Raw genomic sequence first — 16398 nt, 5'->3', positions numbered from 1 at the left:
TTGCGCGGGATCTATGCCTCTCGTCTGTCGATCTCGAATTATTGGCAAAAGCGGGGGAACGCCGAACCGCAAACCTCGGTAGACTCCTCGACGCTCTCGGGATCGAGGACGGGGTGATTTCCCGGGCCGAGCCGGCCGTGATGCGCGACATGCAGCGCGTGTGCGCTTTGTGCCCCGCGAAAGCAAGGTGCGACCGAGACCTCCGTGCAGCGACTTCCCGGCGGACGTACAAGGAATATTGCCCAAACGGTCCCACGATCAATTCGCTTTGAGGTTGCCGTCAGGAGGCCGACATGTCCGAGCAGAATCACTCGGAAGACCTGAATTCGGCTGTCCGCTACGCGCTTGATACGACCCACGCGGTAGCGGTATGCCCCTTCCACCTGAACGTTGTCGTGCGTGTAGGCGACGATGCCGCTGAAACCCATGCCTTTCTGCGCGCGAAGAACCTGCGCAGAAGCAACGGCAGGCCATGGAGCGGGCAGGCTCTGAGGAGGGAGTTCAAAAGACAACTCGGCGAAGCCGCCGACCATCACTGCCCGCTTTGCTTTGGATCGAAATATCCCTGATGGCGACCGAGAGCCGATCCGTCCGCGGAAAAGGCCGTTGCAGATCCCGCGTGCGGCTCGGACCGGATAGCGGGCAGGGTTCTCCATCGGTAGACGCCTATCCACTCAAAGAGCGATCGCTTGCGTTGACCAATTATTCCGAAATGAGTGTGATCCAAAAAGAAGCACGGTTCCGCGTCGGAAAGCCCGCAGCCGGTCTGACCTGCGCCGCCTCGGCTGCCGGAACGCCGCTCTCGTTCGAGGAAAGCGAATTTCTCATCCAACTTGGCGGCCGCCTGCGAGGCATACGCGCGCTCCGCGAGATGTCACGCCGAGAGCTCGCGCGCTGATCGGGCATTTCCGAGCGCTATCTCGCGCAGATCGAAGCGGGCAGGGGCAATGTATCTATTGTGCTGCTCTTGCGAATCGCTCAGGCAATCCGCCGCCGGGCAGAATAGACATCGTCGAGCGTTGTCATGTGAAGTTGCGCCTCCTCAAGGAGGAACCGCTTTTCCAAGCGTAAATTGCCAACGTAGCCGAGCGGTGTGCCGCAACATCGTTCGGTTGCAGGCCCGGGCTCCTAGGTAACCCCGGGCCTTTTTCATGAGCGCGTGTTCCCTGAGGGGCGAACCGGAAACCATATGCGCCCGACGTACAGCGGGGTCGACGAGACGCCGGGCCTTCAAAAGCGTTCGCTGACGATTCTGGGCGTGTCAAACTGAGCTATGGGAGTTGTGATATCCGGATAACCAGAGACGACGTGCTGACGACCGTAGCCGTAATCGTCATTGCGGCTGGCGTCATCTATCTTGTGAGCTTCTTCGAAGCGTGAATGTGCAAGGCGGGCGCCCCTGCCACGGCGCGCGCCAGCCTCCCGACGGAGGAAGAAGGAAGGATGTCATGCCCCGCGACCTTACGTTTGAAGAGGCTGCGATGGTTGTGATTTGCATGACCATCGGACTGATCTGCGGTTTAGGCGGCCTGATCTACCTTGTTCAGTTTGGTTGGCTCTGAGTTTAGACGAGATTGACGCGGAGTCGGGGGGCAGCGATCGGTCTTGCCGTGCGTTGCCTCAAGCCGTCCGATTTGAATCTGCACTATACTCGCCGCCTGGAGTCGGCGATCGAAGAGGATCGAGGTCTGACCCTTCACTCCGACGTGGTATCGCTTGTCCGCGCTATCGATATCGTCAATCTCCAGGTGCCACTTTACCCATCAACCGGCATCTGCTGGACACGCCCGAGCAATTCCAAGCTCTCGACGGAACAGATGGGGCGGTTTTGGACGACCCCAAACAGGGAGTTGTTCCGACCGGCTTCGTCGGGCGCAATCCCACGAAAATCTTCGAAGTTTGATCCGCGACAAAAAGGCGGGATGCCTTTCATCTATTGTGAACCCTAACCAAAAAGCAGCGGCCACGATGGGCATCAACCTGTCTGCTGCATCGCGGTCGGCTGGCTGCTTCCGGCCGAAGCATTGATTGTCGCCGGGTTCGGCTTTCCGGGTGCTGCGATCGAGACTGCGGACACGCCCGTCGTGGTCCGTCGCCGGTTCAGTCCGCGTTGGTGCTCCGCGAACATCGTTTTCGGATAGCTGCTCCGAAGCGCCTGATGGAGGGAGGAACATCGTCATGACTTCGGATTTCGATCATCGGAAATGCCCGAACTGCGAGGGCAGCACCATGCGTCTAACGCGCGTCGAGCCCCACCGCGCTGACGTCGAAGACGGCTATGAGCGGCACGTTTACCGTTGCGCGGAATGTACGAACGTCAGCCGGTTCGTCTTCGAAGTGTGGCCGAGGCAAGGAAGGGCGGTGGGTGTCATCAAATCGCCTGTGGATCTCCAAGGGTCGAATGCAGGAGTCACACAACGCATTTGACTTCCATAGGTTGATCCAGATCAAAATCTCTACGCCGGATCATCATAACCTTTCGTGACGGAGGACGACATGGGAGGCACGAAAGAACAACTGCTCGCGCGTCACGCGGATCGCGTCGAGGCAGCGATCGCGTCCGGGCAGGCGGCAAAATCCGCGCTTGTTGCATCCTGGCGACGCTCTTCCCGATTGCATCAGCTCGCCCCCTCGGGCAATCGGCCGCCGCTACGGCTAACGGAAACCGAGTTGCGGCTAACGATCGAAAGGATTGAACCGTTAATCCGCGCCGCGCGGTCCCCGATGGACCGCCTTTATCAGGCCTTGAGCGCCGTCGGTTGCTGCGTGCTGCTGGCTGGTTGCGACGGCGTGCCGGTCAATCGTCGCGGAGCTCCGGCAGACGACGCCATGTTCGAGACATGGGGGCTGTGGACCGGCACTCTATGGAGCGAGGAGCACGAGGGCACCAATGGCATCGGCACCTGTCTGGTCGAACAGCGCGGGTTGACTATCGCCCGCGATCAGCATTTCTTCACCCGCAACACGCTGCTCAGTTGCACGGCAGTTCCGATCTACGACGAGCAAGCAAGGCTTGCCGGCGTGCTCGACGTCTCCTCTTGCCGCGCCGACATCACCGATGAATTCGCCAATCTCATCTTGCTGGCCGCCGGCGAAGCGGCGCGACGGATCGAGGCCGACCTATTTCGTTGCGCTTTTGCAAAGGCGCGGATCATGCTGACGCCATCGACCGAAGCGCACGGCGGCGGACTGCTGGCGATCGATGGCGACGACCTCGTCATAGGAGCCACGCGCGCCGCCCGCCTGGTGTTGGGCCTCCCGTCCGACAGAGCGTTGCGGCCCGTTCCGGCTGCCGACCTGCTCTGTGGGCTCGGAGCCCAGGAACATCTCGGTGATGCGCAGCGTGCCGCGGTACAGCGGGCACTCACCCGCGCGCAAGGTAATGTCTCGGCGGCGGCGAAGGCTCTTGGCATCAGCCGTGCGACTCTGCACCGCAAGCTGAAGCGCTTCGACCTCAAGCGGCATTCATCCGCCGCAGGGCCCAGCGGGGAATGTCGCAGTTTTGCGACAGGTTGCAGTCGCGATTTCAAGCCGTCCGGCTGACATTTTTCATGACTTGCGACATGGTTTGCGCGACGTCGCGCAAAGGACTGCGACGTTCTCCAACAGCGCAATAGTAACACCAACAGCGGGAGTGAATCATGAACAAGCCTGAATTCCTCACGACGTCAAAAAATCCCTTTGCCGAGCGCTATGACAATTTTATCGGCGGCAAGTGGGTCGAGCCCCGATCGGGCAGATATTTCGAAAATGCTTCGCCAGTGACTGGTCAACTGATCTGCAAGATCGCGCGCTCCGAAGCGCCGGACGTGGAAGCGGCGCTCGACGCAGCACATGCGGCCAAGGACGCTTGGGGCCGCACCAGCGTCGCCGAACGCGCGATCATTCTCAACCGGATCGCGGACAGGATGGAAGAAAATCTCGAGCGCCTTGCGATCGCCGAAACCTGGGACAACGGCAAGCCGATCCGCGAAACCCGCGCGGCCGATCTGCCGCTGGCGATCGACCATTTCCGCTACTTCGCAGGCGCCATTCGCGGACAGGAAGGTAGTCTTTCCGAGATCGACCACGACACGGTCGCCTATCATTTTCACGAACCGCTGGGTGTCGTGGGTCAGATCATTCCGTGGAACTTCCCGTTGCTCATGGCCTGCTGGAAGCTGGCGCCTGCGATTGCGGCCGGTAACTGCGTGGTGCTGAAACCGGCCGAGCAAACCCCGGCTTCAATCATGGTATGGATCGATCTGATCGGCGATCTCCTGCCACCTGGGGTGCTCAACATTGTCAATGGCTTCGGTCTCGAGGCTGGCAAGCCACTGGCGTCCTCGCCGCGCATCGCCAAGATTGCTTTCACAGGCGAGACGACGACAGGCCGGTTGATCATGCAATACGCCAGCCAGAATCTGATCCCGGTGACGCTGGAACTCGGCGGCAAATCTCCCAACATCTTCTTCAAGGATGTCGTTGCCGAGGACGACGATTTCTTTGATAAGGCGATCGAGGGCTTTGTGATGTTCGCGCTCAATCAGGGCGAGGTCTGCACCTGCCCGAGCCGAGCGCTGATCCACGAAACGATCTACGACAGGTTCATGGAGCGAGCGCTAAAGCGGGTCGAGGCGATCGTTCAGGGCGATCCATTAGACCCCGCCACCATGATTGGCGCGCAGGCCTCAAGCGAACAGCTCGAAAAGATTCTGTCCTACATTGATATAGGCCGGCAGGAGGGCGCGCAGGTCTTGACCGGTGGAGCCCGTAACCTGCTGCCGGGCCATCTTGCCGGCGGCTACTATGTCAAGCCGACCGTATTCAAGGGTCACAACAAGATGCGCATCTTCCAGGAGGAGATCTTCGGACCGGTGGTTTCGGTAACGACCTTCAAGGATGACGAGGAGGCATTGTCGATCGCCAACGACACGCTCTATGGCCTCGGTGCGGGCATCTGGAGCCGTGACGCCAACCGGCTTTACCGCTTCGGCCGCGCGATCCAGGCAGGCCGCGTCTGGACCAATTGCTACCACGCCTATCCCGCGCATGCGGCGTTTGGGGGGTACAAGCAATCGGGGATCGGCCGCGAGACCCACAAAATGATGCTCGATCACTACCAGCAGACCAAGAATATGCTGGTCAGCTACAGTCCCAAGAGGCTCGGCTTCTTCTGAGTTCTCCCCAGACTTGCCGGCGCGGACATTGTTCATCCGCGTCGGTAACTTTTCCGCGCATACGGAGGCACGTTTGGAAGAGAAGGTATCAGCGACGCCGGCAGCTCTCCGGCTCATCGAAGAAATTGTCCGGGAGCACGGTCCAGTCTTGTTTCATCAGTCGGGAGGCTGCTGCGATGGGTCGTCGCCGATGTGTTATCCGAAGGACGGATTCATTATCGGGGACACCGACGTTCTGCTGGGTCATATCGGCGGTGCTCCGGTCTACATCAGCGCCTCGCAGTTCGAAGCGTGGAAGCACACCGACCTCATCATCGATGTCGTTCCCGGTCGGGGTGGGATGTTCTCCCTCGATAACGGCCGAGAAGTGCGGTTCTTGACGCGCTCGCAGGTATGTTTGCCGGCTCGGGCTGCGATCCCGTGATCAGCATGACTTTCGGCCGTGGTCCCGACCACTTTGATGTAGGCATCGGTTCGCGAAGGAATGACGGCGGCTGGATGAAATAGAAAATGAGGCGCCTTGCAGGCCACAGAGAGAGTGTGGGTCAAGGGATGGAAGGATGGATATCCGATGAGCACTCAAGTGACGCTGGAAGAGTTTGACTACAAAGTGCCGGAGGCTTGGGGGGAGCGGGCCCACGTGGTCGCTTCAAAGTACAAGGAGATGTATGAGTTCTCCGCTGCCGCACCAGACAAGTTCTGGGAATATCATGGCAGGCGAATAAACTGGATCAAGCCGTACACGAAAGTGAAGAATACCTGCTTCGACCCGGGCAAGGTCTCGATCAAATGGTTTGAGGACGGAACCACCAACGTATCGATGAATTGCACCGACCGGCATCTTGCGGAGCGCGCCGACCAGATCGCGATCGTCTGGGAAGGGGACGATCCCAACGACTCGAAGCTCATCAGCTACCGACAACTGCACGAGTACGTCTGCCGTCTCGCTAATGTGCTGAAGAGCCGCGGGGTGGCGAAGGGCGACACCGTCACGATCTATCTGCCTATGATCCCGGAGGCTGCCTACGCCATGCTGGCGTGTGCTCGCATCGGGGCCGTCCATTCGATCGTGTTCGGAGGCTTCTCGCCAGACGCGCTCGCCGGGCGGATCGAGGGATGTGGTTCGAAAGTCGTGATAACGGCGGACGAGGGTCTACGCGGCGGGCGAAAAGTCCCATTGAAAGCCAATGCCGACGCAGCGGTAAAGAAGGCTCCGGATATCGTGAAGACGATGATCGTCGTCAAGCGCACCGGCGGCCCGGTCGATTGGGTCGATGGACGCGACCTCTGGTACGAGGACGAGGTGGTGAAGGCGTCAACCGATTGCGCGCCGGCAGAGATGAACGCCGAGGATCCGCTGTTCATCCTCTACACGTCGGGATCGACAGGAGCGCCGAAGGGGGTCGTCCACACGACGGGTGGATATCTCGTCTACGCTTCGATGACGCATCAATATGTGTTCGATTACCACGATGGCGATGTCTATTGGTGCACGGCCGATGTCGGCTGGGTTACCGGCCACAGCTACATCGTTTACGGGCCGCTGGCCAATGGCGCGACCACGCTGATGTTCGAGGGTATCCCCAACTATCCGTCAACGTCGCGGTTTTGGGAGGTAATCGATAAGTACAAGGTCAACATCTTCTATACTGCGCCCACTGCAATCCGTTCGCTGATGGCGGCGGGTGAGGGGCCGGTCAAGCGGACCAGCCGCGCCTCGCTGCGCCTGCTTGGGTCTGTCGGCGAGCCTATCAATCCAGAGGCTTGGGGGTGGTATCATCGCGTCGTCGGGGATCAGCGTTGTCCGATCGTGGATACCTGGTGGCAGACCGAAACCGGCGGCATCATGATCACGCCGCTTCCGGGCGCCACCGTGTTGAAGCCCGGTTCGGCAACGCTTCCGTTCTTCGGGGTCGTACCGGAAGTCGTGGATGGCAGTGGCGCGGTGTTGACGGGCGCCTGCGAAGGAAACCTCGTGATTGCCGATTCCTGGCCGGGCCAAATGCGAACGGTCTATGGCGATCACGAGCTCTTCATGCAAACGTATTTCTCTACCTTTCCAACCAAATATTTCACCGGGGACGGCTGCCGACGCGACAGCGATGGCTACTACTGGATCACTGGCCGCGTCGATGATGTCATCAACGTCTCCGGCCACCGGATGGGCACCGCCGAGGTAGAGAGTGCGCTCGTTGCGCACAAGGATGTCTCCGAAGCGGCTGTCGTTGGCTTTCCGCACGAGATCAAGGGACAGGGCATCTACGCCTACGTGACCTTGATGAGGGTACGGTTCCGACCGCGGAGCTGCGCAAGGAGCTTGTCGCCTGGGTACGGAAGGAGATCGGGCCGATCGCCGCTCCCGACGTCATCCAGTTCGCGCCTGGATTGCCGAAGACCCGCTCCGGAAAAATCATGCGCCGTATCCTACGCAAGATCGCGGAGAACGAATTTGGTGCGCTTGGCGATACGTCGACGCTCGCCGATCCGGCGGTGGTCGATGATTTGATCAAGAATCGGTAGGCTGATTGCATAGGGGAGATAGTGATGAGACTGGTTCTGTTGGGGCCGCCGGGCGCGGGAAAAGGGACGCAGGCCACCAGAATGGCCAAACGCTTTGCCATTCCACAACTCTCGACCGGGGACATGTTGCGCGAAGCGGTAGCCGCAGGCTCGGCGCTCGGAGCGCGTGTCAAAGATATCATGGCGCGCGGGGATCTCGTGCCTGACGATGTCGTCATTGCGGTCGTTGCCGCTCGAATGGACCATTCGGAAGCCGCCAGCGGCTTTATCCTCGATGGGTTTCCCCGGACGGTGGCGCAAGCTGAAGCCCTCGATCGGGAACTGGAAGCCAGGGCAATCGGACTCGACGCAGTTCTTGAACTAGAGGTCGATGAAGACGTGCTTCTGGTCCGCATCAAAGGCCGTGCCGAGGAAGCGGAAAACAACGGCCAGCCGGTGCGCCGCGACGATAACCCCGAAGTCTTCAAGACCCGCCTAAAAGCATACCGCGCGCAGACCGCTCCAGTCACCGAATACTATCGGTCGCAAGGTTTACTCCATATTGTGGACGGGCTGCAGCCGATCGACGTGGTAACCGATGGTCTCGCGGCGGTCCTCTCGGCGTTCGCCTGACATTGTATAGGAGTGATAACCTAGTCCCGCATCTCTTATGGGGTGCCGGAAATCATGGTGCAGGATCCTCACGCCAAATTTGCAGCAAGAGGAGTTGTCAGTGTTCGGACCTGGATCACCATCGCGATGCTGGCACTGGAGTCGAGTGAGGTCGATCGGCCTCCGCGTCGCAAAACTTGCGCGGGGGAGGTGCCGATGCATAGAAGGAAGCTCATCTCCTGGTGAATGAAAAGATTGTCGCGGTATTTGACATCGGCGTGAGGCTCGTGTGCAGCGCGACCAGCAACCACGTGATCGATGGATTCCGGGAGAAGGTCGCGGCGAATGCTCTACGTCTCTCGACCGAACGCCGGCAGGGAATGGTCAAGAGTAAATTGAGTATATACTAATCGCGAAATTCGATCATTTCAGGCGGCTCAAGCGAAAAGAATGAAATGCGAGCGGTGAGCTTTGGCCTGTTCGAGCACCGTGCCCCAGATAACACGCTGCAGATCGTCATGGATCGCGATGCGAGGCGCCTCCCTCCCGGAGCAGCCGCATCAGTTCGGCTTTGTGTTTGATCTGACGCAATGAAGGTGGCGTCTGTGGGTCGATACTGGACCTCAAACAACCTGCGGGAGGATGCGATGGCATCGGCAGCGTCAATCAGAGACCAGTTCATTGCGAGGCTTTCAGATTGGTTAGGTCGGCTCCGTGACGTGGCTGACATCCGCAGTCTCAGCGCATGCGACGTTGAGGCTATCGCCCAGGAGCTCCGCATCTCGCGGACAGAGCTCGAGACCCTCGCAGCTCGTGGTCGGCAAGGCGCTGGCGAACTTCCAAAACTACTGGCGGCGCTCGGCCTCGACGGGACGAGCATTGCGCGCGAGGAGCCGGGTGTCATGCGTGACATGGCGGTGGTATGCGCGCTGTGCGTCGCAAAGCGACGCTGTCACCGGGAGCTCGACGCGGGGACGGCGGTGCTTAATCATCGGGAATACTGCGCTAATAGCTATACAATCGATGCGCTTGGGGCGCCGTCAAAGCTCAATGTTGCTCCCGATCGCGGACCCTGTTGCTGACAAATATAAATTCGATTTCGCGGCAGCCGCTCTGGCGACGTCCCGGCCGACTATGCCCAGCTTGCCAATCCGGGCTTCCGCCTCGTCGTCGACATGGGATCTCCGGGGCCACGAGGGATCGCCTCTAATTTTGTCAGCACCTGGCGCAACGGCTAACGTTCCGTCCAATTTGAAGAACAATCATGCGAAACGAGCCAGCGGGGCACGCCGAAATCTACGTCGTTGACGATGACGCTGCCGTGCGCGACGTGCTGTCCCTTGTTCTCTCCAAAGAGGGTTACAAAGTCGTCTGCTTCGCGGACAGCGTCTCTTTGATGGCCTCGGCTCGTAACAGAGGCCTGCTTGCATCTTCCTCGATCTGCAGATTTCGGACGGCGCTGGCCTCGATATCCTCAATGAGCTTCGCACAGAGGATTACTCTGCGCCGATTTTAATGATTTCGGGCACAGGAGATATCGCGACGGCGGTCAAAGCAATGAAACATGGTGCTTTCGATATTGTTGAAAAGCCGTTCTGTGGCAGCGATGTCGTCTCCAGGTTGAAGGATGCGATTAGTTCGCGCCCGCCCATGCGGCGAGGAGAGCCGGTCGACTTTCCCGACCGTGAACATCTGACGTCTCGAGAGCGCGAAACACTGCAACGAAGCATATTCGGTGCATCGAGCAAGGAAATAAGCAAGTAGCTCAGCATCAGCCCTCGCACGGTCGAAGATCATCGCTACAACATCTTGCGAAAGCTCGGGGCAAGAATACCGCGGAACTGATCCGCATCGTCATGGCCGCCCCAGATTAATTTTGTGCCGGGGCCGCGAGGCTTGACATACCGCAGTGCCTGCAAGCCGCTTGTCTCTAGTGTTGTTTCCTTACAGGGGCGGTCGTCGAACGATCGCAATGCTGATCGAAGCCCCCGCCTTGCGGCGCCGGCGAGATCGAGACGATGGACCAGCAATCGGTGTGACAAGGCGTTTCAACCGCCCCTTATGACCGCGACTTTGAACTTGCTGTCGTTGAGGGAAATGATCTGCATCCGCTGGTTTTCGCCGGCCGCCGTACTGCCAGTAGATGGGTCAGAGCGGCGAGCCATGAACGTGTCGTGATCAACCCGACGCATTGGCGCCTCTGGTCCGCCAAGAACCAGCCGTCGTCAAGAGTGGCTTTCTGCGTAAGCCCCTTGCCGGCCGGACCGCCCAGTATGCTATGAGGAACCGGTAGCACAACTATTGGCAAAGCGCATTCGCATCGGATCGGGTCATTAAATGGCGACACAACGCCGACTGTGGTTTCGCTATGGGTCGACTGCGGCGGCGGCGGCTTTCATATTCGTCGTCCGCCTGATGCCGCATCGCTACTTCGAGGACCGTACTTTCACCGTCATTTATGTGCCGGTCGTGGTCTTCGCGGCCTTCGTCGGCGGGCAGGGGCCCGCGATCTTCGCCACCGTGCTCTGTCTTGCGAGCAGCGCCTATTTCCTGGGAGCAAGCCTTTATAACAACCCGGCGAACCTGATCGATGTCTCCTTCTTTGCAGTAATGGGACCGATCCTTGGCGTGATCGGCAACCGCCTTCTGCGCGAAACGGAAGATGCCCGTTACCGTCAGGCGCAGCTGCAATCGATCCTGGACACGGTGCCGGAAGCGATGGTCTTGATCGACGATCGCGGCATCATGCGTTCCTTCAGCGTCACCGCGGAACGTCTGTTTGGCTGGTCGGCCGCCGAGGTGCTCGGAAAGAACGTCTCGATTTTGATGCCGTCACCCTATCGGCAGGAGCATGACGGCTATCTCGACCGCTATCGCATGACCGGCGAACGCCGCATCATCGGTATCGGACGGATCGTGGTCGGCGAGCGCAAGGACGGCTCGACATTTCCGATGGAGCTTGCAGTCGGTGAGGCCAAGGCCGGCTCCGAGCGGTACTTCACCGGCTTTGTCCGAGACCTGACCGAACGCCGGACCCAGGAACGCCGCATGCAGGAACTGCAGTCGGAGCTCGTTCACGTCTCGCGACTGACCGCCATGGGCGAGATGGCTTCCTCGCTCGCGCACGAGCTCAATCAGCCGCTATCGGCGATCACGAACTATCTGCGCGGTGCCTCGACGCTGCTGAAAGCGAAAGAAGTCGACAAGGATCGCGTGCGCGAGGCGATGGATCGCAGCGCCGACCAGGCGTTGCGGGCTGGCGATATCATCAAGCGGCTACGCGAGTTCGTGGCCAAGGGAGAGACCGAGCATACGATCGAGAGCCCCGCGACGCTGCTTGAGGAAGCCGCAGCGCTGGCGCTGGTCGGCGCCAGGGAACAGGGCGTGCGCGTATCGCTTCGCTGCGACCACGATCTTCCCGACATCGTGGCCGACAAGGTCCAGATCCAGCAGGTCGCGCTCAATCTGATCAGAAACGGCATCGAGGCGATGGAGACGACGGGCCGGCGCGAGATGACCATCGGCGTCACCGGCAACGACGGCTTCGCATTCTTCTCGATCGCCGATACCGGCACCGGAATCGCGCCGGAGATCGCGGAAAAGCTGTTCCAACCATTCGTAACCAGCAAGGTAAATGGCATGGGAGTGGGCCTTTCAATCTGCCGAACCATCATCGAGGCGCATGGCGGCCGCATCGCGGCGCATGCCAATAGCGGCGGCGGCACCGTGTTCGAATTCACGCTCCCTTTCGCCGAAATGGAGGCGCATGATGGACGATAAGACGATCATTTACGTCATCGACGATGACTCGGCGATGCGGGATTCCCTTGCATTTCTGCTCGACGTCAATGGATACAGGCCGCAGGCCTATGAGACGGCTGACGCCTTCCTCGCTGGCGTGAACGCCGCGCGACCGACCTGCGTGATATCGGACATCCGGATGCCTGGAATGAACGGGATCGAGCTGGTCAGAAAGCTGAAAGGTGACGGATCATCCTGCCCCGTGATTCTGATCACCGGCCACGGCGACGTAGCGCTCGCCGTTGAGGCGATGAAGGCGGGCGCCGTGGATTTCATCGAAAAGCCGTTCGACGATACTGCGCTGCTCGAGTCGATCCGTGCAGCCCTTGAGACGAGGCCGGCGGCGGCAGACGAAAGTTCGTCGAGGAAGGAGGCCGAGGCGCGGTTGGCGGAGCTGTCACCGCGCGAGCGCGATGTGCTGCAAGGGCTGGTGGCGGGGAAGATCAATAAGGTTATCGCGCACGATCTCAGTATCAGTCCACGTACGGTCGAGGTTTATCGTGCCAATCTCATGGCGAAGACCGCTGCACGCAGCATGTCAGAATTGATGCGAATTGCGCTGGCTGCAGGCCTGTGAGGCGAGGCTAGGCGATCGCTTGTGACCGACAGGCGGGGCGACAAGTGGTAGGGGCCTGTGCCGAAGGCTGGCGCCGGTTGCAGCGTGCGAGGGCCCGGATAACGTTCTCACGTGCGATCAGACCCAGGAGCCGGTTGCCGGCGTCGACAACAGGCAGGCTCTTGATGCGGTGCTTTTCCATCAGGTGCAGCACGCACTGTAACTTGGTCTCGGCATCGACTGTCATCACATGGCGCGACATGATCTGTTCGACGGTCGTGCCCATCGCATCATCGTAGTGCGGCGGGATGCCGGCCCGTCCAGGAGCGAAAGCCCTCACTGCATCGCCCTTCGAGACGATCCCGCACAGTCGGCCATTGCTCTCGACCGGATAGGCATCCACGTTGTCGGCGGTGAACAGACGCAAGAGATCACCTAGCGTAATCTCCGCCGCGACCGCCCTGGCCGGTTGCATCATGTCGTGTTGAACCGTCTCCTCGAGAAATTCATACATGGCGGCCTCTCCGATCACAGGTCTAGTGGCGCAAATCATGTGGCAAACTGCGATACCGTCATTGAGCTGGATCAAGTCTGTCGCCGGTTGATCGAGATCAACGCACGCCAAGGCATATCGGGGTTAGAAATGTTTTCGTGATCTTAACCAGGAGACTGGAAATGCCCCGCAACATCGGAATTGTCGATCAAGTAGTTCGCGCGATGCTGGGACTTGCAGTCGTTGCTTATTTTCTCAAGGATGGAATTTCCGCCGACGGCCTCTTCCTAGCGGGATTGTTCGGCGCTTACTTGCTGGCCACTGCTCTTTTCCTCTATTGCCCGCTCTATGGCGTCCTTGGTCTTTCCACCTACGGGCGGCTCGATCGCTCCGCCTGACTGGCTCGAGCAAGTGGAAACAGAACGTGTCGCGACTTCACCGCCTCGGCCAACTGCGCCCAAGGCTCTACAATGTGTTTGAGTCAGGGCCGGCGGCCGGCCGGCTCAGCGCGACGGTTAACTGGATCCTGATCGGTCTGATCGTTGTCACGCTTGCAGCGACCGTTCTGGAATCAGTGCCGAGGCTGACCAACGTGTATGGCTCGTTGTTCGAAATCATCGAGTTCGTCGCGCTGGCGACCTTCTCTTTCGAATACCTGGTGCGGCTATGGACCGCGATTGAACACCCGCCATGGCGGCGTCAGGGCGCCATCCAATCCCGTCTGCGTTTCGCGGCGAGTCCGGCCGGGATCGTCGATCTTGCAGCCGTCTTGCCCTTTTGGCTCTCATTCGCCGTAGCCGCCGATTTTAAGGCGCTCCTGGTGCTGCGGCTAATTCGCTTCTTCAAGCTGACGCGCTATTCGCCTGCGATGCGCTCGTTGCTTGAGGCACTTTATGCCGAGCGCCGCGCTCTGCTCGGCTGCTTCGTGATCCTTTGCGGAGCCACTCTGATCGCTGCCGCGCTCATGCATCTGGCCGAAGGCGCCGCGCAGCCTGACAAATTCGGCACCATTCCCGACGCGATGTGGTGGGCGATCGTGACGCTTGGCACGATCGGTTACGGTGACGCGGTGCCGATCACGGTGACGGGCCGTCTCATCGCCTCGTTGGCGATCTTCGTGGGTCTTCTGATGGTCGCATTGCCGGTCGGCATTGTCGCGACCGCCTTTGCCAATGAGGTTCACCGCCGGGATTTCGTCGTCACCTGGGGGCTGGTCGCGCGGATCCCGCTATTCGGCGAACTGACCGCTGTGCAGATCGCCGATGTGATGAAACTGTTGCGCGCACAAAAAGTCGACAAGGGAACAATTATTGCCAGGCGTGGCGAGCCCGCTCATTCGATGTATTTAATCGTGGATGGCGAGGTCGAAATTAAACTGCGTCACCAGCATGTTCGCCTTGGTGGCGGAGATTTCTTCGGTGAGGTCGCGGCTCTGCGGCAATCGCGACGCTCGGCGACGGTTGTCGCGCTGTGTCATACACGATTGCTCGCGCTGGACGCGGCTGATCTGCATAGTCTGATGGACCGTGAGCCGCAGATTGCGGCCCGCATTTGGGATGCGGCGCGCGAGAGGTTGGGTCGCGAGCTGGAGACTGCGGCGGGCGATCTAGTCACGAGCGAACTCTCAGCATAGTCGATTTCCAGCCACCCCTTCAGTCTTCGGGCGCGGACTCTACTGGTACACCCGGCACATTGCCAAATCGCCGGAGAAGGGTGGTCCTCGTCACCGGATAGTCAAAGCGCACGAAGGCTACCGCGCCGGCGTGGCCCAACGTGTTCCAATAGCCTTTGGCGCGCTCGATCGCGGCTCCTGGACTGGCGCATTTGAACGGTTCGCCTGCGACGAGGCCGCGATCGGTGAGGTCAAACGGCATTGCAAGAAATTGAACTATATCGCTCATTATCTGCCTTTCGAGATCCGAAATCCGAGGCGACGCAGATTGAACTAGAAAGGCCGCTTCTTGTGAGGCCTTGTTGCTTTGCTTGCAATCGCGGGGTGCCGTGTTTGCAGTTGGATCCATGCGAGCGTGCTGGCGAAGGCAGCGACCGCGCCGAAAAGCACGATGACGTTTGAAACGGGCATATATCGTCTCCTGTTCTAGGGCCTGTCCTCAATTGAGCCAGATGATAGCAGCCGCGAGGTGAATTGCGGCGAGGAAATTTCTGGCGGTTTTGTCGTAGCGGGTGGCGATGGCGCGGTATTCCTTGAGCTTGCAGAAGAAGTTCTCGATGAGATGACGTGCCTTGTAGGCGTCTCTGTCGAAATCGCGTTGGACCTTGCGGTTTCTCTTGGGCGGGATCACGAACGACTTCCCTCGTGCAAGCAACGGCTCGATCACCCGTTCGTCGGCATCGAAGGCCTTGTCTGCCAGCAAGAGGTCGGCCGCCATATCCGGCAGCAGCGCGTCGGCGCCTTCCAGATCATGGGCTTGGCCCGGCGTCAGCAGAAACCGCAGCGGATTGCCCAGTGCATCGACAAGGGCATGAATCTTGGTGCTCAGCCCGCCTTTGCTGCGTCCGATCGCCTGGTCTTCGCCGTCTTTTTTTGGGCGCCGGCACTGTGCTGATGCGCCCGTACGATCGTGCTGTCGATCATGGCGTACTCATTGTCCGCTTCGCTCGCCAGCATCTCGAACAGCTTCTTCCACACCCCGCTTTTGGCCCAGCGCGAGAAGCGCGTATGGATCTTGATCGGATCGCCAAAGCGTTCAGGCAAGTCCCGCCAAGGGATGCCGGCCCGATAACGATAGATCACCGCTTCTACAAACAGCCGGTTGTCCTTGGCCGTTACCCCCACATGCCCTTCGCGTCCGGGCAAAATATCCTTGATCCTGTCCCATTGATCGTCCCGAAGGGCGTAGCGGCGCATCTGTCAGCTCCGAATCAGCTGACCTCCTATGAATCACGCGATAATATCCTTGGGAATCCTCTAATTGAGGACAGGCCCTAGTCGAGACAATCTTTGCGACCATTTTTCCGGCGACGCCTTGACCTGCATCAAATTGCGCGGCTCGCGAAAATTATATGGTTGAATCTGCCTCCAATGTGGAAGGCTGCAAGAGACCAACATGTGCACACCAGCGCCGACTGTCGAAGCAAGTCCATGATGTGGATATTGAGACTCCTTCTCACGTTGCCGGCCTTGATTGCGACGGGCTGGGCCCATGACACGCTGGGCCCCGTCCTAACTGTCGTCGGCGTGATCGCGATCACGGGCTTTGCCGTCGTTGCGACCGGCTGGACGATTCGGCGTGCCCCCTAATTGAACCACCAGGATA

At 59.7% G+C, this 16398-nt stretch carries 12 protein-coding genes and 4 pseudogenes; 13 read left to right on the top strand and 3 right to left on the bottom strand.

Annotated features, from left to right (window positions below; genetic code table 11):
* Positions 1-293 precede the first annotated feature (293 nt).
* The 10 genes and pseudogenes from M6D32_RS02410 (at position 294) to fixJ (ending at position 12648) form a co-directional block, all read left to right on the top strand.
* Complete coding sequence (locus tag M6D32_RS02410; protein ID WP_298252967.1) at positions 294-569, top strand: hypothetical protein; 276 nt, start codon at positions 294-296, stop codon at positions 567-569.
* A 236-nt stretch (positions 570-805) separates the two neighbouring features.
* Positions 806-1006 (top strand): annotated as a pseudogene (locus M6D32_RS02405) (helix-turn-helix domain-containing protein); the annotation flags it as partial.
* Between the two features lie 1490 nt (positions 1007-2496).
* Positions 2497-3543: a helix-turn-helix domain-containing protein gene (locus M6D32_RS02400; protein WP_298252966.1), complete on the top strand. Its 1047-nt coding sequence runs from the start codon at positions 2497-2499 to the stop codon at positions 3541-3543.
* A 98-nt stretch (positions 3544-3641) separates the two neighbouring features.
* Positions 3642-5159 (top strand): aldehyde dehydrogenase, encoded by a 1518-nt coding sequence (gene adh / locus M6D32_RS02395; RefSeq protein WP_298252965.1) that lies wholly within the window; start codon positions 3642-3644, stop codon positions 5157-5159.
* Positions 5160-5232: 73 nt separating this feature from the next.
* Positions 5233-5583 (top strand): DUF779 domain-containing protein, encoded by a 351-nt coding sequence (locus M6D32_RS02390; protein ID WP_298253260.1) that lies wholly within the window; start codon positions 5233-5235, stop codon positions 5581-5583.
* A gap of 147 nt (positions 5584-5730) precedes the next feature.
* Positions 5731-7679: pseudogene (acs, locus tag M6D32_RS02385) on the top strand (acetate--CoA ligase).
* Between the two features lie 24 nt (positions 7680-7703).
* The gene (locus M6D32_RS02380; RefSeq protein WP_298252964.1) at positions 7704-8291 is read left to right on the top strand and encodes an adenylate kinase; all 588 of its coding nucleotides are present in this window, start codon (positions 7704-7706) and stop codon (positions 8289-8291) included.
* Between the two features lie 1243 nt (positions 8292-9534).
* Positions 9535-10144, top strand: a pseudogene (locus M6D32_RS02375) (response regulator).
* Between the two features lie 463 nt (positions 10145-10607).
* On the top strand, positions 10608-12050 hold the full coding sequence (locus tag M6D32_RS02370; RefSeq protein WP_298252963.1) for a PAS domain-containing sensor histidine kinase: 1443 nt from the start codon (positions 10608-10610) through the stop codon (positions 12048-12050).
* Positions 12040-12648, top strand: coding sequence for a response regulator FixJ (gene fixJ, locus M6D32_RS02365; RefSeq protein WP_298252962.1), 609 nt, complete (start codon positions 12040-12042; stop codon positions 12646-12648). The genes M6D32_RS02370 and fixJ overlap by 11 nt, the downstream gene beginning before the upstream one ends.
* 7 nt (positions 12649-12655) lie before the next feature.
* Here the strand turns inward: fixJ and M6D32_RS02360 are convergent, their stop codons facing one another.
* The gene (locus M6D32_RS02360) at positions 12656-13141 is read right to left on the bottom strand and encodes a CBS domain-containing protein (protein ID WP_298252961.1); all 486 of its coding nucleotides are present in this window, start codon (positions 13139-13141) and stop codon (positions 12656-12658) included.
* A gap of 161 nt (positions 13142-13302) precedes the next feature.
* On the opposite strand from M6D32_RS02360, the gene M6D32_RS02355 reads away from it, so the two are divergent.
* Positions 13303-13518: a DUF2892 domain-containing protein gene (locus M6D32_RS02355; protein ID WP_298252960.1), complete on the top strand. Its 216-nt coding sequence runs from the start codon at positions 13303-13305 to the stop codon at positions 13516-13518.
* Positions 13519-13544: 26 nt separating this feature from the next.
* The gene (locus M6D32_RS02350; protein WP_298252959.1) at positions 13545-14753 is read left to right on the top strand and encodes a cyclic nucleotide-gated ion channel; all 1209 of its coding nucleotides are present in this window, start codon (positions 13545-13547) and stop codon (positions 14751-14753) included.
* A 19-nt stretch (positions 14754-14772) separates the two neighbouring features.
* Here the strand turns inward: M6D32_RS02350 and M6D32_RS02345 are convergent, their stop codons facing one another.
* Together M6D32_RS02345 and M6D32_RS02340 are read right to left on the bottom strand one after the other, a co-directional pair.
* Positions 14773-15021 carry a hypothetical protein gene (locus M6D32_RS02345; RefSeq protein WP_298252958.1) on the bottom strand — a complete coding sequence of 83 codons (249 nt, stop codon included), beginning with the start codon at positions 15019-15021 and terminating at the stop codon, positions 14773-14775.
* A 210-nt stretch (positions 15022-15231) separates the two neighbouring features.
* Positions 15232-15989 (bottom strand): annotated as a pseudogene (locus M6D32_RS02340) (IS5 family transposase).
* A gap of 246 nt (positions 15990-16235) precedes the next feature.
* Here M6D32_RS02340 and M6D32_RS02335 point away from each other — a divergent pair.
* Positions 16236-16382: a hypothetical protein gene (locus M6D32_RS02335; RefSeq protein ID WP_298252957.1), complete on the top strand. Its 147-nt coding sequence runs from the start codon at positions 16236-16238 to the stop codon at positions 16380-16382.
* Positions 16383-16398 lie beyond the last annotated feature (16 nt).

The sequence above is a fragment of the Bradyrhizobium sp. genome (assembly GCF_027307225.1).
Classification (GTDB): domain Bacteria; phylum Pseudomonadota; class Alphaproteobacteria; order Rhizobiales; family Xanthobacteraceae; genus Bradyrhizobium.
This window is presented reverse-complemented; position numbering and strand designations above follow the sequence as displayed.